We start from the raw sequence: 17,128 nt of genomic DNA on the forward strand, positions 1-17,128 counted from the left end.
TTCGGCGCGTTTTACCACCAGAGGCAAAAAGCGCGCGAAAGGAGCGTTGTATGAGCGACTTTCCTACTACCATCCAAGGCCTTCCTGCCGGCGAGAGCCCGGGCTGGAACGACGGTGCCGAATTGCACAAGACGGCCGACGGTGGCGGTTTGTTCAACGTATTCAAGGGTATCCGCCGGGATACGGTGGCAAACCTGATCCGTTATGTCATGCATCTGCCTGAAGCGGATCAGGCTGGCTATGCCGTCCAGAAGGATGGTGACAGGCTATTGGAAATCGGGGACATTCGCCGTCTCTATCGAAGGACGGACTTCCCACATGGCATCACCGGCTGATCCTCGAACGATCGCGGATTTTGAAGCGATATTGCCGAATGGCGAGGCGGTCAGTCTTGCTGAAAAGTTCGGCAAGGTGCTGCTCGTCGTAAACACGGCCAGCAAGTGCGGGTTCACGCCGCAGTATGCGGGCCTTGAAACGCTCTGGAAAAAGTACCGCGAGAGCGGGTTCGAGGTGATCGCATTTCCCTGCAACCAGTTCGGCTCTCAGGAGCCGGGCTCGGCTGAAGAAATCGCGGAATTCTGCGACATCAACTTTGGCCTCTCATTTCCCCTGATGGGCAAGGTGGCCGTCAATGGTGATGATGCCTCGCCGCTTTGGAAATGGCTCAAGGCCGAGGCGCCGGGGCTGCTCGGCAGCAAGTCGGTGAAATGGAACTTCACGAAGTTCCTGATCGGGCGCGACGGCAAGGTCGTGCGCCGCTATGCCCCCACCGATAAGCCGGAATCACTGGAAAAGGACATCGAGGCGCTGCTTTAGTCGGCAGCGCCTCGACCGCTTTCCTCAATAGAATGCGCTATAGATAACGTCCACGACCCGTCGGGTCCGGCGATCCACCAGCAACAGGTCAGGGCCGTAGCGAACCCAGTAGTAGCCGGGGGGCGGCGGCCCGACGCCGATCATGGCATAATCCTGGAACAGATAGGTCGAGGACAGGAAGATCGCCGGCAGGATCATGTGGATCGACCACCGCCGGTAGCCGTAGCCGCGTGGATAACGATATCCCGGCGCATGCATGGGCCGAAACGTGCTGGGACGGCCGGCACCCGGTCTATGGGGGTACTTGATGGCCGGCGGGCGGTGGTTCCCGGGGCGATCTGGCCGATTACCGCCGGGTTGCGAGGGCGGCCTCGTCTGGTTTCCTCCGCCGGGACGAGAGGGCTGAACGTGGTTCCCGCCCGGCCGGGGTGGCTGCGGCTGAGGCCTGTTGCTTCCCGATCCCGGATTCGTCGGGCGGTTCGATCCCGCGCCGGGCGGTCTTGTTCCCGGGCCGTGCGAACCGCCGCCGGGCGGCTTAGCGCCCTGCCCATGAGATCCGCCGGGCCGGCTCTGTTGCGCCGTGGCGGCAAATTCCGTGGGAAGCAGGCTTTCCGGAGCCAGCAGGAACGGGACGAGGGCAAGATAGGCGAATTTCATTCACACGTCTCCAGTGCCGCCCGTGAACGGGGCAACGACAAATTACGCCGGATCGGCGTGGGTTGTGCATGAATCATCGGGTTCTTGAAGTAACCGGCCGGGAAGAGCCGGTGAGGACAGGAACGGATCGAGCATGGCGCGATTTCCTGCTGCTTTCAAGGTAATCCGGCCTGGCGCCAGTCGATGCCCGCGCCTCGGCTGCGTGTGCGATCAACGACATGGGCGCTTCCGTTCACTCCGGTTCCCCTGTCGGTGCCTGGCGGCCGCATATCGCCTGCTCCTATCCCCCGGCTTATCCCCAGCCCCGCCTTGATTGAGGGGTGGGGCAATGCCTAAATTCCGCCGATGGCTCATGCACCTTTCGTTCCGCTCCGCATCTTCTCGAGTTTCACGATGCTGGACGGTGCGATCGATCCCAAGGCGGCCGCCAAGCTCGCCAAGGAGCGCAAGTTTCCTGCCGCCGCCATCTGCGATCGCAACGGCCTTTACGGCGCGCCGACTTATGCGCAGGCGTGCAAGGGGGCGGGGGTTCAGCCGATCGTCGGAACGTTCCTGGCAGTGGCACGGCCGGGTGTGGTGGCGCAGGGGCAGGATCTGCCGATCGACTGGCTTGCCCTTCTTGCCCAGAGCGAGCAGGGATGGCTCAACTTGTGCGATCTCGTCAGCCGGGCTCACCTCGAACGTCCGCTCGAACTCGATCCCCACGTCCCGCTCGAATCGCTTCGCGGCCATACCGATGGCCTGATCTGCCTTACCGGCGGCGACGAGGGCGCGCTCGCCCGGCTGTTCGCGGCTGGCAGGTTCGAGGCTGCCGAGAGTTATTGCGATACCTTGCAGTCTCTGTTCGGTGACCGCCTCTATATCGAGATCACGCGCACGGGGGAGCAGGTAGAGGACGAAAGCGAGGAAGACCTGATCGCGCTCGCCTATTCGCGCGACATTCCGCTCGTCGGCACCAATCCGGCGCAATATGCCGAAGCGCAGTTCCATGCCGCGCATGACGCCATGCTCTGTATCGCCAATTCCACACAGGTCGATGCGCCCGAGCGCCCTCGGTCCTCGGCCGAGCGTTGGGTCAAGCCGGTCGAGGCGATGCAGGAACTGTTCGCCGACTTGCCCGAGGCGCTGGCGAATACTCTCGTCGTCGCGCAGCGCTGTGCCTACATGCCTCCGCGCCGCAAGCCGCTGCTGCCCAGCCTTGCAGGCGACCTCGAGGGCGAAGCGCGGATGCTTGCGGACAACTCGCGCGCCGGCCTGGCGCGGCGGCTTGCACCCTATTGGCCGGATGTGACCGAGGAAGAGCTCGATGCCGCCATGGCCCTTCAGGGCGAAGAGCGGGAGGCAGCCTATCGCGAACTCGCAGAGCGCGGTGTCACCGAAGACTTCCTCGACTATGCCAAGCGCCTCGACTTCGAAGTGCAGATCATCGTCGGTATGGGTTTCCCCGGCTACTTCCTGATCGTTGCCGACTTCATCAAATGGGCCAAGGACAACGACATTCCGGTCGGTCCGGGCCGTGGTTCGGGCGCGGGTTCGCTGGTCGCCTGGGCATTGACCGTGACCGACCTCGATCCGCTGAAGCTGGGCCTGCTGTTCGAGCGCTTCCTCAATCCCGAACGCGTCTCGATGCCTGACTTCGACATCGACTTCTGCGAAACCCGGCGCGGCGAGGTGATCCGCTACGTCCAGCGCAAGTATGGGCACGATCACGTCGCGCAGATCATCACGTTCGGCAAGATGAAGGCCCGCGCGGTGCTGCGCGACTGCGGGCGAATCCTGCAGATGGGCTACGGCCGTGTCGACAGTCTCTGCAAGATGGTGCCGAACCATCCAACCGATCCCTGGACCCTGACCGAGGCGCTGCATGGAAGGAAGCAGCACGGCGTGACCAAGGATCCGCCGGTCGCCGAATTCCGCCGGGAATACGACGTAGACCATGAAGTCAGGCGTCTGGTCGATCTGGCCGTCCAGCTCGAAGGCTTGCCGCGCAACTCTTCGACTCACGCGGCGGGCGTGGTCATCGGGGACCGTCCGCTGGCGCAGCTCGTGCCGCTTTACCGCGATCCGCGTTCGGACATGCCGGTGACCCAGTTCGACATGAAGTCGGTGGAAGACACCGGCCTCGTGAAGTTCGACTTCCTCGGTCTGAAGACGCTTTCCGTGTTGAAGAAGGCCTGCGACCTGCTTGAGCGGCGGGGCATCACGATCAACCTGTCCACGCTCGGCTGGGACGATCCGGCGGTCTACGAACTGCTCAAGCGCGGCGATACGGTTGGCGTGTTCCAGCTCGAATCGGAAGGGATGCGCCGCACGCTGGCGGCCGTGAAGCCGACCAATTTCGGCGACATCATCGCGCTCGTCTCGCTCTACCGTCCGGGCCCGATGGACAACATTCCGTTGTTCGGCCGCCGCAAGAACGGGCTGGAATCGATCGAATACCCGCACGACAAGCTGGCGGGCATTCTGGGCGAGACTTACGGGATCTTCGTCTATCAGGAGCAGGTCATGCAGGCCGCGCAGATCCTGGCGGGCTACTCGCTGGGCGACGCCGACCTTCTGCGCCGCGCCATGGGCAAGAAGGTCCAGGCGGAAATGGACAAGCAGCGCCAGCGCTTCGTCGATGGCTGCAAGGAAGTGTCCGGCATCGATGCGGCCAAGGCCAACGAACTGTTCGACTTGATCGACAAGTTCGCAGGCTACGGCTTCAACAAGTCGCACGCCGCCGCCTACGCGCTGCTCGCCTACCACACCGCGTGGTTCAAGGCGCATTACCCGCACGAATTCTATGCGGCCTCGATGTGCTTCGACATGCATCAGTCGGAAAAGCTGGCGATCTTCGTTGACGACGCGCGCCGCAACGGCATCCAGCTCGCCGCGCCCGACATCAACATGTCGGAAGCGGAGTTCTGCGTGGAGGAAACGCCGGACAGCCACGCCGTGCGTTATGCGCTCGCCGGTATCCGCAACGTCGGCGAAAAGGCCATGGACGCAATCGTTGCCGAGCGCGAGGCGAACGGCAAGTTCGTCAGTCTTGACGATGTGTTCCGCCGCGCGCCGGCCGGATCGATGAATCGCCGCCAGCTGGAAAGCCTCGCGGCTGCGGGCGCCTTCGATGGGCTGGAGGCCAATCGCGCCAAGGTCCTGGCCAACGCCGATACGTTGCTGGCCGAAGCAGACCGTTCTTCCCGTGAGCGAAACAGTGCCCAGCATGGCCTGTTCGGGGGTGAGGATCACGTCGAGCAGGGCTTGCGCTTCGTCGAGGCGGATCCGTGGAACCGCATGGACCAGATGGCCAAGGAGCGGGAAACGTTCGGCTTCTACTTCGCCGCACACCCGGTCGAGCAATTCCGCGCGGTGGCTTCCGCCAACGGCGCGCGCACTTATTCCAGCCTCATGACGGGGGGCGGCGCGGGCCGCACCGGCGCGGTGATGGCGGCGATGGTCGAGAACGTCCAGAAGCGAAAGACGAAGCGCGGCAAAGATTTCGTCATGGCTGACTTTTCGGACCAGTCCGGCAACTTCTCGGCCTCCTGCTTCGAGGAGAGCATGGTCGAGAACTTCGTCAAATGGTCGAAGGAGGGGGCATGCGTGCTGCTCAACGTCGAACTGGACAGCCCCAGTCCCGACGAGCCGCCGCGCGTCACGGTGCGAAGCGCGCGTCCGTTGAACGAGGTCAAGGCCGATGCCCGGATGCTGCTGTCGCTTGAAATAGACAGTATCGAAGCGGTTCAGGAACTCGCGATGCTCATGCGTCCGGGGGCGCCCGGCTGCGGCGAGGTTGTCGCCACTTTGCACCTTGGCGAAGGCCGCACCCAGAAAATGCGGCTAGGCCGCGATTTCGCGCTGGACGGCGACTTTGCCGAGCATCTCTCCAGCATCAAGGGCCTCTCGAATGTCTCGCTTATCGCCAGAAGAGGCCCGGAGGGCTTGCGCCGGGCGGCTTGACCGCCGGCGCAAGCGCCAAGCTTACCGATTGTTTCGGCTGACGTCCTGAGCGGCGTCCTGGGCGGCGTCGCCAACCTTGTTGGCGGCCGTGCCGACTTCGTTCGCGGCCTCCGAGATCGCGTTGTCCTTTGCCGTCTCGCTCTCCGTACCCTGGCTGAAGAGATAGATGCCGCCGACTACGGCGACCAGCAGGATCAGCGCCATCACTATCCCGGTCGCCCCGCCGGACGAGCCGCGCTCGCGAATGATCGTGGTCGTGGTGGTGGGGGCTTCCGGTGCGCGCTCAGTTGTAACGGTTTCTTCGGTCATGCAGACCTCCTGTCCTGTCTTATCGTTGGACGGGGAAACGCGTGAAAGCGGCGCAAGGTTTCGTGATCCCGTTCAGCGATCCCGGAACTTGGGCGGGCGCTTCTCCCGAAAGGCCGCCAGTCCTTCCGAAAAATCCTCGCTCATCAACATCATGACCTGTTGCCGGTCTTCGAGCGCCATGGCGTCCGAAAGGGAGCGCGCATCGAGATTGCGGTTTATGCCTTCCTTCGTAAGGCGCAGGCCCATCGGAGAATTGGCCAGCATTTCGCCGGCCAGCGCCAGCCCACGATCCAGCAGGGAATCCAGCGGAGCGATCTCGCTCAGGAGGCCGCATTGCAGCGCCTTCCCGGCATCCATGAAGCGGCCGGTGAGCATGTATTCGGTGGCGACGGAAGCGCCCACGATACGGGGCAGGAAGTAGCTGCATCCCAGATCACAGCCGCCAAGGCCGATCTTGATGTAGGCCGCATTCATCCTGAGGTCCGGCGCGCCATATCGCACATCGCAGGCCAGCAGGAGCGAAAAACCCGCACCGCAGGCCGCGCCATGGCCGAGGCCGATGATCGGCTGCGGACAGGCGCGCATCAGTTCCAGCAGCCCTGCGAGGCTCCTTTGCAGGCGCCAGAAGTGCTGAAGTTCGCCCCTAGATGCGTCGTTTTGCCACCCGGAAAGGTCCAGTCCGGCGCAGAAGTTCCGGCCTGCGCCGCGCAGCAGCACCACCCGCACCTCGGGCCGCTCGGCCAGGCCGGCAAAATAGTCTCGCAGCGCGAAGGTCATGTTCTCGTCGAGAGCATTGAGGACGTGCGGCCGATCGAGAGTGAGGATCTCCACATCGCCGCGACTATCTACGAGAATGGTGGGTTCCTGCATGGCGTCCCCGGTTGGAATGGCACAGGAATCCTCGGGTTCTCCTGATCGGCGATCAAGGTCTGCAATGGCCGGGACAATTGCCTCTCGGGGGCATTCCAAAGGTGGCTTCAACAGGTGTTGAAACGCCTCTAGAGCAGGGAGAGCTGGCCATCGAGCGACGGACGGCGAAATTGCGAACAGTCGAGCGCGATGGACGGCTTCGCGAAGCCCATCCGCTTCATCGCAACCCTGAACCGATGCCGGAAAAGGTCGGCCCACACGCCGCTCGGCCGCATCCTGGTGAAGAACTGCGGGTCATTGTCGCGTCCGCCCCGCATCGACTGGATAGTGGCCATGACTTTCCCGGCCCGGTCGGGGAAATGAGCGTCAAGCCATTCGCGGAACAAGGGAGCGACTTCGTGAGGAAGCCGGACCATGATCCACGTTGCGGCGTGGATTCCCTGCGCGGAGGCTGCTTCCAGAATATCCTCCAGGAACTGATCGGTGATGGAGGGAATGACCGGCGCGATCGAGACATGGGCCGGCACTCCGGCTCTGGCCAGTTCGCCGAGCGCTGCGATCCGCTTGTGCGGAGTCGCGGCGCGAGGTTCGAGAAGGCGTGACAGGTGCGGGTCCGTGCTGGTCACCGAAATGGCCACTGCCACCAGCTTCAGCCGGGCCAGTTCCGCGATCAGGTCGAGATCGTGCAGGACGCGGTCCGATTTCGTGGTGATCGTCACGGGGTGGCGTGTTTCGAGGCAGAGCTCAAGAATGGCGCGGGTGATGCGGTAACGCCCCTCGATAGGCTGATAGGGGTCTGTATTGGTGCCCATCGCGATCGGTGCGGGCCTATAGCCGGACTTGGCCAGAGTTTCGCGAAGCAGACTGGCTGCCTGGGGTTTCGCGAAGAGCCTGGTTTCGAAATCGAGACCGGGCGAGAGGTCGTGATAGGCATGTGTCGGCCGTGCGAAGCAGTAGATGCAGCCGTGCTCACACCCGTTGTACGAATTGATCGAGCGATCGAACGGAATGTCCGGGGACTTGTTGAATGAGAGGATCGTTTTGGGATGGAGAATGGTGACTGTCGTCGCGCGCTTAGGGCGCGGACCATCGATCTGATCGACCTCATCAAGCCAGTCGCCGTCGGCCTCACTACTAGTGAGGTTGAAGCGAGTGCTGCTTTGATTGTTGGTCGCGCCGCGTCCCTTGATCCGTTCCATAGATCGAACATATAGGGAACAAATGGGGTGTGCGAGTCATTTTCTCTTCGGCTGCCCTAATCCTTAATCGGCGGCTGGGAGCGCAACTCCGAGATATAATGGGCTATGTCGGCAGCAGTTTTGTTCGCTCTCTGACGAGCGTTAGCTGACGCGCCCAAGCCCATGTAATTAGTTTCTACATCGATCAGGTATGCGGCTACATCTTCTGTGCTCACGCCCTTCGAGAGGCGTGCAGCTGCCTGCGTCAAGTACGCATCGTATTCGTCATCAGGTCGATCATCAAGATCGTCTATTCCAATTGGATCCCACTGAGACCAGCCAATCTCACGTAATCGTGACAAGTTGAATGTGGGCACACAATCCATTCGCAATGGGTAAATAACGAAATCTCGAAAATCCACCTCTTTCTAGGTCTACACAACTGTTAGTGGATTGGTCGCAGCCGCGATAGGCGTTGATCGAGCGATCGAACGGGATGTCCGGAGATTTGTTGAAAGACAGGATCGAGCGGGGATGCTCTTCTGTTACGGTCGTGGCCGGATGGCGGGCAGGGCCGTCGACATCGTCCCTGCTGTCGAGCCAGTCGCCATCGGCCTCCCGCTGTGGGAGGTTGAAGCGGGTGCTGGCCTGTCCGCTGACGGCGCCTCTTCCCTTGTGGACCTTCATGCCGCCTTTTTGAACAAACAGGGAACAAATGGCAAGTCCCGGCGGTCCGGTTGATCTTCCCGGCCGCAGGCCCTAGGCCAGCGCGGCAAAGGAGATCTGATGGCAGGCGCACCGCGCAGGATCGGAGCCGAGACGTCCGCGACGCGGGCACGTATCGTCGAGGCGACCGTCCAACTCATTCGGGACGAAGGCTATGCCGCTGCAAGCACGCGGCGCGTGGCGGCGCGGGCAGGGCTCAAGCCTTCGCTCGTCCATTACTATTTTCCCACGACCGACGATCTCCTGCTCGAAGTCTCGCGCCAGGGCGCTGCCGAAAGCGATCGCATGATTGAGGAGGCGCTGACTTCCGACGATCCGGTGCGGGCGCTCTGGTGTTTCTTCGTCGATACCAGCAGGACCGCGATGTCCCTCGAATTCATGGCGCTTTCCAACCATCGGCCGGCGGTTCGCCAGATGATGGCGGAGCACAGCATGGCCATGCGCAAGCGCCAGGTCGAGATTCTCGAACATATTCTGGGCGATCGCCTCAAGGTGCTTGAAGGTTTCGACGCCGCCGGCCTCACCGTGGTTCTGGCCGGGATCGGCCGGGCCATCGTGATGGAATCGGCGCTGGGCGTGACGGACGGCCATGAGGCCGCCATGGCCATCGTGGAAACCTGGCTGTCCCGGCTGGAGCCGATCGGGGCCGACTGATCGCCGCGCCGCTGCACGCCTGTTTGAACGGGCGTTCAGTACGTGATAACACAATACCGATCGCAACTATCGCCATGGGCGGATTGATGCAGGCCTCGTTCTTCGCGCATCGCAGGAACGACGTTCTCGTCAGTGAATTGGGAGAGTTCGGAAAATGTCGGTCGCAACCCAGACCAAACTCAACGCGGAAGATATCAAGCCGAAAATCGGCGGTCGTGTGCTCAACACGAAGGAAGAGCTCCTGTCCGGCGAAATCGCCAGGGAAATCCGGGAGCTGCTGGAAGCGCGCGGCGTGCTGGTGTTCCCGCAGGTCAACTTCACCGATGAAGAGCAGATCGCCTTCACGAAGACGCTGGGCACTTTTGCGCCGGAGCGGAAGGGCGGCGAGGAAGTGATCTCGAAGATCACGCTCGACGCCAAGGAAAACCCCATGGCGGCGGAGTACCTCAAGGGCTCTCTCTACTGGCACATCGATGGCACCCGCAATGACGTGCCGATCCTGGCCTCGCTGCTTTCCTGCCGCGTGCCGAGCCCGCGCGGCACCGGCAACACCGGCTTCGCCAATACTTATGCGGCGTTCGAGGGCCTGCCTGCCGAAAAGCAGGAAGAGTACGAGCAGTACCGCGTCGTTCATGGTCCCTGGGCAAGCCTGTTCTATTACGAGCCGGAACCGAGCCTGGCCAAGCTCCAGGGCTATGCCCAGATCGGCGAACAGGAACTGCCGCTGGTCTGGAAGCACCAGTCGGGCCGCAAGAGCCTCGTGATCGGCTGCACTTCCGCGCAGGTCGTTGGCAAGTCGGCTCTGGAAAGCGCGATGATCATTCACGGCCTGCGCGAATGGGCGACCGGCCCGGAATTCACGTATAGCCACGAATGGGAAGTCGGCGATCTCGTGATGTGGGATAACACCGGCACCATGCACCGGGCAGAAGCCTATGATCCGACTTGCGGGCGCATGATGCACCGTACCAAGCTCGAAGGTGAAGAGCCCTTCGAATAAGCTTTCGCCGAAGCCGATTTCAAATTCCATAAGCCCGCCGGATGTGTCCGGCGGGCTTTCTTCTGCCGGGATCGCCTGCGCCGGATCGTACGGCGGTCGGAGCGCTTGCAGGCAAAGAAAAACCCTCCGCCCTTGAAGGCGGAGGGTTTTTCTTCGAATTCAGATCCGAAAGGCCGGGCGCTTAGGCCCAGTTGGCCATTTCGGCTTCGAGGTTCTGGACGATGGCCTCGAAGAACTGTTCGGTGGTCATCCAGTTCTGGTCCGGACCGATCAGCAGCGCGAGATCCTTGGTCATCTTGCCGCTTTCGACGGTCTCGATGCAGATACGCTCAAGCGTTTCGGCGAACTTCACCACTTCCGGCGTTTCGTCGAACTTGCCGCGATAGGCGATGCCGCGGGTCCAGGCGAAGATCGAGGCGATCGGGTTGGTCGAGGTCGCCTTGCCCTGCTGGTGCTGGCGGTAGTGACGGGTCACGGTGCCGTGGGCGGCTTCCGCTTCCACGGTCTTGCCGTCGGGCGAGAGGAGAACCGAGGTCATCAGGCCCAGCGAGCCGAAGCCCTGCGCAACGGTGTCCGACTGCACGTCGCCGTCGTAGTTCTTGCAGGCCCAGACGAACTTGCCCGACCACTTGAGCGCCGAGGCGACCATGTCGTCGATCAGGCGGTGTTCGTAGACGATGCCGGCATCCTTGAACTTCTCGGCGAAGCCTTCGGTGTCGAACACTTCCTGGAACAGATCCTTGAAGCGGCCGTCATAGGCCTTGAGGATGGTGTTCTTGGTCGAGAGGTACACCGGCCACTTGAGGTTCAGGCCGTAGTTGAACGAAGCGCGTGCGAAGTCGCGGATCGATTCGTCGAGGTTGTACATCGCCATGGCGACGCCCGGAGCCGGGAAGTCGAACACGTCGAGGTCGATCTTCTCGCCGCTTTCGCCGTCCCACACCAGGCGCAGCTTGCCCGGGCCGGGGATCAGGGTGTCGGTGGCCTTGTACTGGTCGCCGAAGGCGTGACGGCCGACGACGATCGGATCGGTCCAGCCCGGAACCAGGCGGGGAACGTTCGAGATCACGATCGGCTCGCGGAAGACGACGCCGCCCAGGATGTTGCGGATCGTGCCGTTGGGCGACTTCCACATCTTCTTGAGGTCGAATTCGGTGACGCGCGCTTCGTCGGGCGTGATGGTCGCGCACTTGACGGCAACGCCGTGTTCCTTGGTGGCGTTGGCGGCGTCGACGGTGATCTGGTCGTTCGTCTCGTCGCGCTTCTGGACCGAGAGGTCGTAGTACTTGAGATCGATGTCGAGGTAGGGGAGGATCAGTCGTTCACGGATCCATTCCCAGATGATCCGCGTCATTTCATCGCCGTCCATCTCGACGATGGGATTCTTGACCTTGATTTTCGCCATTCCTGAATACTCCCCAGAGGTGAGAAATTGGGCGTCTCTTAGGCAGGCGGGGGAGCGCTGGCAAGGCAGGTTGCGGGCCGGCCGGCCGCTTTGCGCGGTGGCGGAGTTGCAACGCGTGCACGGTCGATGTCGAAGGGGAGTGAAGGATGCGCAATCGATGGCGACTTGCGCTTCTGTCGGCGTGCTTCTTTACGAAGCCGGCTCAACGATGTTCGGGAGGGCCGGCTCAGCTCTGGCCGGCGGTCCGAATGGTGGGCGTAGCAAGGATTGAACTTGCGACCCCTACGATGTCAACATAGTGCTCTACCACTGAGCTATACGCCCACACCATTCGGTCGGTCCGGAGCGGCGTGGTGTGCCGCTCGGTGGATTGGCCCTCTAACGGTGGTGTCAGAGGTTGGCAACCCGTTTTTTCCAAAAATCTCGAACTGCCTGTGGACGGTTCTGTGGATAGCCGGAATCAGAGGCGAGCGTGCTCGGAAAGCCCGAAGACGCGCTGAACTTCCATAACGATATCACGCAGATGGAAGGGCTTCGAGAGCACTTTGGCGTGCGGTGCCTCGCGGCTGGCGCGCAAGGTGACGGCCGCGAAGCCGGTGATGAACATGACCTTGGTCATCGGTGAAACTTCGGCGCAGCGCTGGGCAAGCTCGATGCCGTCCATCTCCGGCATGACGATGTCGGAGAGCAGCAGATCGAAATGTTCGCTTTCCAGGTGGGGGAGAGCTTCGGTACCGCGATCGACGGCCAGTACGTCGTAGCCGGCGTTTTCCAGCGCACGTGCAAGGTAAGTGCGCATGGCCTGGTCGTCTTCGGCAAGCAGGATGCGGATCATCGGGTTTCTATCCAGATTTGTTCTGACGCGTGGGTGCGACGGTCTATGCTTCGAGCCATAGCGCCTATTCCGTTAAAATTCTCGCCCGGTTTCCCCACTGACCGGGAACGGGACGCTTTGACTTGAGTGGTCGAAAAGGCCAGTTTCCGAACATGGCAAAACCTTCGGGCGAGAATGATTCGCAACAACGGGTCGGGGGCTGGATACCGGGCTTGCCGGAGATTCCGGCCTATGTGATCGATGGATCGGAGCCTTCCGCGATCCCCGTGCTGATCGCGGTTCCTCATGCGGGCCGGGCCTATCCGGCGTCGCTCCTGCGTGAGATGCGTCAGCCTGAAATTGCCGCAGTCCGGCTTGAAGATCGCTATGTCGATCGAATCGCGAGAAGCGTTGCACGGTCAACGGGGGCGGGGCTGCTCGTCGCTCAGGCTCCGCGCGCCATGATTGATCTCAACCGGGCGCCAGACGATGTGGATTGGGAAATGGTCCCGCGCGGTTCGCGGCCGGAAGGTGCGAGCCTCTTGCCGAGTCGCCGGGCGCGCAGCGGGCTGGGACTCGTCCCGCGCCGCCTTCCCGGTCTGGGGGAGATCTGGCGCGGGAGGCTTGAGCGCGCTGCGCTCGTCGATCGGCTGGAGGGGGTTCACCGGCCTTACCATTCCGCCTTGTCGCAGGCGCTGACGGCTCTGCGCGACCGCTGGGGTGCGGCCTTGCTGCTCGATTTCCATTCGATGCCGCCGCTGCCCGTGCGGCTGGGAAGCGAGCCGGCCCGTTTCGTTATCGGAGACCGCTTCGGTGCCGCCTGTCACGGCAGTCTGGTCGCTTCGGCATTTTCGTGGTTTTCAGCGCAGGGGCAGGAGGCAACTCATAACCGGCCCTATGCGGGCGGATATGTCCTCGACCGTCATGGCGCGCCGTCCGAGGGTGTCCATGCGATGCAGATCGAGATCGACCGGAGCAGCTATCTCGATTCGCGGCTGCTCGAGCCGGGTGACGGGATGAATGCGGTGACCGAACTGCTGGAAGGACTGGTGCGCCGCCTGGCGGCCTCGGTCTGCGATCTGGTGCAGGATTCGGGCGGCAAGGGCTGGGCGCAGGCCGCGGAATAGCGCAGGTTTTGCGGCAGGTCGCCCGCAGCTAAGTTCGATTGTCGGATAAAGTCCGGCGCTTTGCTCAGGACATTAAAAAACCACCTCGCGCAATGCGCGAGGTGGCCAAGGTTCAGGGAGGAGGTGCACGATGTGCACCAACCCGACCGGGCCATGAGGGTAGCGCCGATCAGGTAGCCCTAACATAGCAAGCCTGATCGCACATTCAACCCCTAGAATGGGGCATGCAACATACCTTTTGCAAGTGCGCGTTGGGATGGTGCTGCATAATGGGGCGGGGGTGTGACAAAATTGTCATAAACCCCGCCCCGAAAGTTCACGAAATCAGAGTGTCAGGCGGCGGGGAGGATCTGCGGACCCTTGCCCTGGGAAACCTGACGACCGAAAATGTCCCGCACCAGATCGAGCGAGAAGAGGTGTGCGTAAATCAGCGGCAGCATGCCGTTCTGGTTCCACTGGCGCAGCACGTCGCCGCGCATTTCACGCAGCTTGTTTTCGTCGACCATCTGGAAGCCGCGATAGGTGAAGGGCTGGCCGGTGCCGATGTCGATGTTCAGCTCGCCGTCCATCAGCAGGTTGTGCTTCGTCAGCTCCGCCATGAAATTGGCGGTCTTGGTGCCGGCGATCTCGAAGTTCTCGCAGAACTTGAGCATGTTCTTGGTCGCTTCGGTCGGCTCGGCCTCGTTGAAGAGGGCTTCACCGTCCTCGCCTTCACCGACGAGATCGCTGGTGGGGTCGACGCAGAGCGAGAGTTCTTCGGCATCCGGGCGCAGACGGGCCAGCATGAACGGATAGCGGCGTGCGTAAGCGGGGATGTAGACCGGCGTATTCACGGTGCCGTCTTCGTCGACGTAGACGTTCACGCCTTCGTTCATGCCCATCAGGATCAGCGGCACCGGATTTTCGCCAGCGGTGAAGATGATCGGGAAGTGGCGCTGCGCCTGCGGGAATTCCTCGACGGTCAGCGGGATCGAGTTCACGCCGACCAGCCAGGTGGCCTTGTCGGTGGAACGCGTCTTCCAGGTGGCGTGCTGCTGCGAGTTGAGCGGCACGAGGTCCTTGTAGAACAGGGGCAGGGCAGGATTCTGCGGCGCGGTGGCCATTGCGTTACTCTCCGCAAGACTGGGAAATTTCGAAGGCGACGCTTTAGGGGCTGCATGGGGCGGGCGCAAGCGCGCAGCCCGCCGAAACGGGGATATTGGGCGAGTCGTGGGTCCTCGCCCGATTGATCCCGGTAAGTGCCACTGCCGAAGCGCAGGCGCGCTTGTCGTTCGGGGTCAGATCAGCTTGCCGGGATTGAGGATTCCGGCGGGATCAAGGGCATGCTTCACCGCGCGCAGCATGGACAGCGCGGCAGGGTCTCCGAGGCGGGCCAGTTCGTCGCGCTTGAGCTGGCCGATGCCGTGCTCGGCCGAGATCGAGCCGCCCCATTCGGTGACGAGATCATGGATGTAGCGGCTGATCGTCTTGCCCTGGTCGGCTTGCCAGGCGGGGCCGTCGGTCACATCCGGCGCGATCACATGGTAATGGACGTTGCCATCGCCAAGGTGGCCGAAAGCGATGGCTTCCGTGCCGGGCCACCTGGCCTCGATCATCGGGGCGGTGGTTTCCACGAAGTCCGGCATTTTCTCGACGGGAACGGAGATATCGTGCTGCACCGCCGGACCGCGAGCGCGCTCGGCCGGGGAAATCGATTCGCGCAGCAGCCACATGGCCTCGGCCTGGGACTCGTTGCTGGACATGGCTGCGTCTTCCAGAAGCTCGGCTTCGAATGCGTCCGCCATCATCGATTCGCAGCGATCGCGCAGCGTCGCGGCAGCGTTGCGATCCGCCACGACCTCGATCAGGACATGCCATGCGTGGCGATCCGAAAGCGGTGCGCGGCTGTCGGGCAGATAATCGAGCACGGCGTCGAGGCAGGCTTGCGGCAGAACCTCGAAGCCTTCCAGTGCCTCTCCCGCAGAGCGCTCGCAGTGGAGCAGGAGCTTGCGCGCCGCACCGAGCGAGGGCACGCCGGCCCAGATCACGACGCGTTCGGCAATGGCGGGCAGCAGGCGCAGCGTTGCCGCGGTCACGATGCCCATCGTTCCTTCGGAGCCGATCAGCAATTGCTTGAGATCGAACCCGCGATTGTCCTTCTTGAGCGGCGTAAGCATCGAGAAGACCTGGCCGTCGGCCAGTACGGCTTCGAGGCCCAGCACAAGCGCGCGCATCGATCCGTGCCGCAGAACCTGCGTGCCGCCGGCGTTCGTGGAAATCAGTCCGCCCACCGTGGCCGAGCCCTTGCCGCCGAGCGAGAGGGGGAAGCGCAGGTCCCGCGCTTCGGCCGCTTCATGAAGGGTCTGGAGCACGACACCGGCTTCGCACGTGGCCTGCCGCGCTTCGACGTCCAGCGTGCGAATCGCATTCATCCGGCGCAGCGAAAGAAGCAGGGCAGTTCCGCTGCCGTCAGGCGTTGCCCCTCCGGACATGCCGCTGTTGCCGCCTTGCGGAACGATCGGAACGCCGAACCTGGCGCAGATATTCACAAGCTCGGCCAGTTCCGGGACGTTTGCGGGAGAGGCCATTGCCACGGCGCTCCCGGTATATCGTCCGCGCCAGTCGGTGAGCCAGGGGGCAAGCAGGTCCGCGTCAGTGGTCAGGCCGCGAGGGCCAAGCAGGGCGGTGGCTTCGGCAAGAAAGCTGTCGGTATTCGTCATGAAGGCGATATGGCACAGGCTTCACCGGGTTTCATCCGTGGTCTTGCCTCGCTATCGACATGGAACGTGCATCGTATCGGGTTAAGCGCTGGTTCAAGCTCTTGCTCTAAGGCGACAGCACTGTGCCCGGGGACCAACTCTTTCGATGAATCTCGCCTCCGTCCTGCTCTATCCGTTTGCGCTGCTGCTACCCGTGGTGGGCGCGACGGAGGCTGGCCGCACGGCCCGAAGCGAGCGGGCGGAGACCGGGACCGTCTCCGTGGAACCGGAAGCCGGCAGTTATGCGTGGCCGGATGAGCTGCCCGATTCGCCGGGCGGCTGGCCGTTTTCCGCATCGGCGTTCGATCATGTCGAGCCGGGCGATGCCTGGCAGGTGCGAATCGAGCAGCGCATGACGATTCGCGTCACCCCGCGCGCGCAGATGCCCAGCCCGCCAGACATGTTCGTGGGCATGCCCGGGCGGGATGACGACGGCCCGCGCTTTTCCGAACGCAAGATCGGCAAATGCCTGCCGATGTCCGGCATCGCCGGGGTGCAGCCCGACGGGCAGAGCCGGCTCCTGCTGTTCATGCGCGATCGGCGGGTGATCGGTGCCGAACTGGAAAGGGGTTGCCGGGCAGGGGCTTTCTATTCCGGATTCCTGCTGTCACGGACATCCGATGGCCAGCTCTGCGTCGATCGCGACGAATTGCTTTCCCGCAGCGGCACCACCTGCAAGTTGACGCGCATTCGCCAACTGGTTGCCGTGGGTCGTTGAGCGATTGGCCGCGGTTGGCGCGCGAATCCTGATTTGGAGCATTGTCGGCCTGGTCGAATCGCGGCCTTTGCGCGGATTTCCTTGACGTTGGGGGCATTTCCCGCATAGGGCCCGGCCAGATATACGATCGGCTTCGTGCTGACCGATTGATTCGGTCGTTGCCGTAGCGCC

15 protein-coding genes, 1 tRNA gene and 1 pseudogene are annotated in these 17,128 nt (G+C 62.7%); 7 read left to right on the plus strand and 10 right to left on the minus strand.

What is annotated here, in order from left to right:
- Positions 1-50 precede the first annotated feature (50 nt).
- Entirely contained in the window at positions 51-335 is a 285-nt protein-coding gene (locus tag ACLIMP_RS07940) for a hypothetical protein (RefSeq protein WP_054439843.1), read from the plus strand.
- Positions 319-816, plus strand: coding sequence for a glutathione peroxidase (locus tag ACLIMP_RS07945; RefSeq protein WP_324699013.1), 498 nt, complete (start codon positions 319-321; stop codon positions 814-816). The genes ACLIMP_RS07940 and ACLIMP_RS07945 overlap by 17 nt, the downstream gene beginning before the upstream one ends.
- Before the next feature lie 24 nt (positions 817-840).
- Here ACLIMP_RS07945 and ACLIMP_RS07950 read toward each other — a convergent pair whose 3' ends face one another.
- The gene (locus ACLIMP_RS07950; protein WP_292634536.1) at positions 841-1,074 is read right to left on the minus strand and encodes an RcnB family protein; all 234 of its coding nucleotides are present in this window, start codon (positions 1,072-1,074) and stop codon (positions 841-843) included.
- 744 nt (positions 1,075-1,818) lie between these two features.
- Between ACLIMP_RS07950 and dnaE the strand changes: the two genes are divergently transcribed.
- Positions 1,819-5,418, plus strand: a complete 3,600-nt coding sequence (gene dnaE, locus ACLIMP_RS07955; protein ID WP_324698657.1) for a DNA polymerase III subunit alpha — start codon at positions 1,819-1,821, stop codon at positions 5,416-5,418.
- A gap of 21 nt (positions 5,419-5,439) precedes the next feature.
- Here dnaE and ACLIMP_RS07960 read toward each other — a convergent pair whose 3' ends face one another.
- From ACLIMP_RS07960 to ACLIMP_RS07975, 4 genes and pseudogenes are all read right to left on the minus strand, one after another.
- A complete protein-coding gene (locus ACLIMP_RS07960) occupies positions 5,440-5,727 on the minus strand; it encodes a hypothetical protein (protein ID WP_324698658.1) in 288 nt (95 codons plus the stop codon).
- A gap of 72 nt (positions 5,728-5,799) precedes the next feature.
- Positions 5,800-6,597 carry an enoyl-CoA hydratase/isomerase family protein gene (locus tag ACLIMP_RS07965; RefSeq protein WP_165913225.1) on the minus strand — a complete coding sequence of 266 codons (798 nt, stop codon included), beginning with the start codon at positions 6,595-6,597 and terminating at the stop codon, positions 5,800-5,802.
- Positions 6,598-6,725: 128 nt separating this feature from the next.
- On the minus strand, positions 6,726-7,796 hold the full coding sequence (locus tag ACLIMP_RS07970; protein WP_324698659.1) for a PA0069 family radical SAM protein: 1,071 nt from the start codon (positions 7,794-7,796) through the stop codon (positions 6,726-6,728).
- 417 nt (positions 7,797-8,213) lie between these two features.
- Positions 8,214-8,462, minus strand: a pseudogene (locus ACLIMP_RS07975) (PA0069 family radical SAM protein); the annotation flags it as partial.
- A gap of 99 nt (positions 8,463-8,561) precedes the next feature.
- Between ACLIMP_RS07975 and ACLIMP_RS07980 the strand changes: the two are divergent.
- Together ACLIMP_RS07980 and ACLIMP_RS07985 are read left to right on the plus strand one after the other, a co-directional pair.
- Complete coding sequence (locus ACLIMP_RS07980) at positions 8,562-9,155, plus strand: TetR/AcrR family transcriptional regulator (protein WP_132469066.1); 594 nt, start codon at positions 8,562-8,564, stop codon at positions 9,153-9,155.
- A 154-nt stretch (positions 9,156-9,309) separates the two neighbouring features.
- Entirely contained in the window at positions 9,310-10,155 is an 846-nt protein-coding gene (locus tag ACLIMP_RS07985) for a TauD/TfdA dioxygenase family protein (protein ID WP_054439836.1), read from the plus strand.
- 181 nt (positions 10,156-10,336) lie between these two features.
- On the opposite strand, the gene ACLIMP_RS07990 is transcribed toward ACLIMP_RS07985, so the two are convergent.
- The 3 genes from ACLIMP_RS07990 to cpdR all read right to left on the minus strand — a co-directional run bounded on the left by ACLIMP_RS07990 (position 10,337) and on the right by cpdR (position 12,395).
- Positions 10,337-11,560 (minus strand): NADP-dependent isocitrate dehydrogenase, encoded by a 1,224-nt coding sequence (locus ACLIMP_RS07990; RefSeq protein WP_132469067.1) that lies wholly within the window; start codon positions 11,558-11,560, stop codon positions 10,337-10,339.
- A gap of 249 nt (positions 11,561-11,809) precedes the next feature.
- Positions 11,810-11,884 (minus strand) — tRNA-Val (locus ACLIMP_RS07995).
- A 136-nt stretch (positions 11,885-12,020) separates the two neighbouring features.
- A complete protein-coding gene (cpdR, locus tag ACLIMP_RS08000) occupies positions 12,021-12,395 on the minus strand; it encodes a cell cycle two-component system response regulator CpdR (protein ID WP_324698661.1) in 375 nt (124 codons plus the stop codon).
- 152 nt (positions 12,396-12,547) lie between these two features.
- Here cpdR and ACLIMP_RS08005 point away from each other — a divergent pair, with 152 nt between their 5' ends.
- On the plus strand, positions 12,548-13,501 hold the full coding sequence (locus ACLIMP_RS08005; RefSeq protein WP_420719867.1) for an N-formylglutamate amidohydrolase: 954 nt from the start codon (positions 12,548-12,550) through the stop codon (positions 13,499-13,501).
- 332 nt (positions 13,502-13,833) lie between these two features.
- On the opposite strand, the gene ACLIMP_RS08010 is transcribed toward ACLIMP_RS08005, so the two are convergent.
- Positions 13,834-14,604, minus strand: coding sequence for a SapC family protein (locus tag ACLIMP_RS08010; RefSeq protein WP_054439830.1), 771 nt, complete (start codon positions 14,602-14,604; stop codon positions 13,834-13,836).
- A gap of 174 nt (positions 14,605-14,778) precedes the next feature.
- On the minus strand, positions 14,779-16,200 hold the full coding sequence (locus tag ACLIMP_RS08015; protein WP_443478149.1) for an FAD-binding oxidoreductase: 1,422 nt from the start codon (positions 16,198-16,200) through the stop codon (positions 14,779-14,781).
- Positions 16,201-16,345: 145 nt separating this feature from the next.
- Between ACLIMP_RS08015 and ACLIMP_RS08020 the strand changes: the two genes are divergently transcribed.
- On the plus strand, positions 16,346-16,957 hold the full coding sequence (locus ACLIMP_RS08020) for a hypothetical protein (RefSeq protein WP_054439825.1): 612 nt from the start codon (positions 16,346-16,348) through the stop codon (positions 16,955-16,957).
- Positions 16,958-17,128: the final 171 nt, after the last annotated feature.

The organism is Novosphingobium aeonii (assembly GCF_052279045.1).
GTDB lineage: Bacteria > Pseudomonadota > Alphaproteobacteria > Sphingomonadales > Sphingomonadaceae > Novosphingobium.

Bases quoted from the DNA above. Each gene is read 5' to 3' on its own strand.
- ACLIMP_RS07970 (WP_324698659.1), bottom strand. From the start codon at position 7,796: ATGGAACGGATCAAGGGACGCGGCGCGACCAACAATCAAAGCAGCACT.
- ACLIMP_RS08005 (WP_420719867.1), top strand. From the start codon at position 12,548: ATGGCAAAACCTTCGGGCGAGAATGATTCGCAACAACGGGTCGGGGGC.
- ACLIMP_RS08015 (WP_443478149.1), bottom strand. From the start codon at position 16,200: ATGACGAATACCGACAGCTTTCTTGCCGAAGCCACCGCCCTGCTTGGC.
- ACLIMP_RS07950 (WP_292634536.1), bottom strand. From the start codon at position 1,074: ATGCATGCGCCGGGATATCGTTATCCACGCGGCTACGGCTACCGGCGG.
- ACLIMP_RS07990 (WP_132469067.1), bottom strand. From the start codon at position 11,560: ATGGCGAAAATCAAGGTCAAGAATCCCATCGTCGAGATGGACGGCGAT.
- dnaE (WP_324698657.1), top strand. From the start codon at position 1,819: ATGGCTCATGCACCTTTCGTTCCGCTCCGCATCTTCTCGAGTTTCACG.
- cpdR (WP_324698661.1), bottom strand. From the start codon at position 12,395: ATGATCCGCATCCTGCTTGCCGAAGACGACCAGGCCATGCGCACTTAC.
- ACLIMP_RS07945 (WP_324699013.1), top strand. From the start codon at position 319: ATGGCATCACCGGCTGATCCTCGAACGATCGCGGATTTTGAAGCGATA.
- ACLIMP_RS07985 (WP_054439836.1), top strand. From the start codon at position 9,310: ATGTCGGTCGCAACCCAGACCAAACTCAACGCGGAAGATATCAAGCCG.
- ACLIMP_RS07965 (WP_165913225.1), bottom strand. From the start codon at position 6,597: ATGCAGGAACCCACCATTCTCGTAGATAGTCGCGGCGATGTGGAGATC.
- ACLIMP_RS08020 (WP_054439825.1), top strand. From the start codon at position 16,346: ATGAATCTCGCCTCCGTCCTGCTCTATCCGTTTGCGCTGCTGCTACCC.
- ACLIMP_RS07960 (WP_324698658.1), bottom strand. From the start codon at position 5,727: ATGACCGAAGAAACCGTTACAACTGAGCGCGCACCGGAAGCCCCCACC.
- ACLIMP_RS08010 (WP_054439830.1), bottom strand. From the start codon at position 14,604: ATGGCCACCGCGCCGCAGAATCCTGCCCTGCCCCTGTTCTACAAGGAC.
- ACLIMP_RS07940 (WP_054439843.1), top strand. From the start codon at position 51: ATGAGCGACTTTCCTACTACCATCCAAGGCCTTCCTGCCGGCGAGAGC.
- ACLIMP_RS07980 (WP_132469066.1), top strand. From the start codon at position 8,562: ATGGCAGGCGCACCGCGCAGGATCGGAGCCGAGACGTCCGCGACGCGG.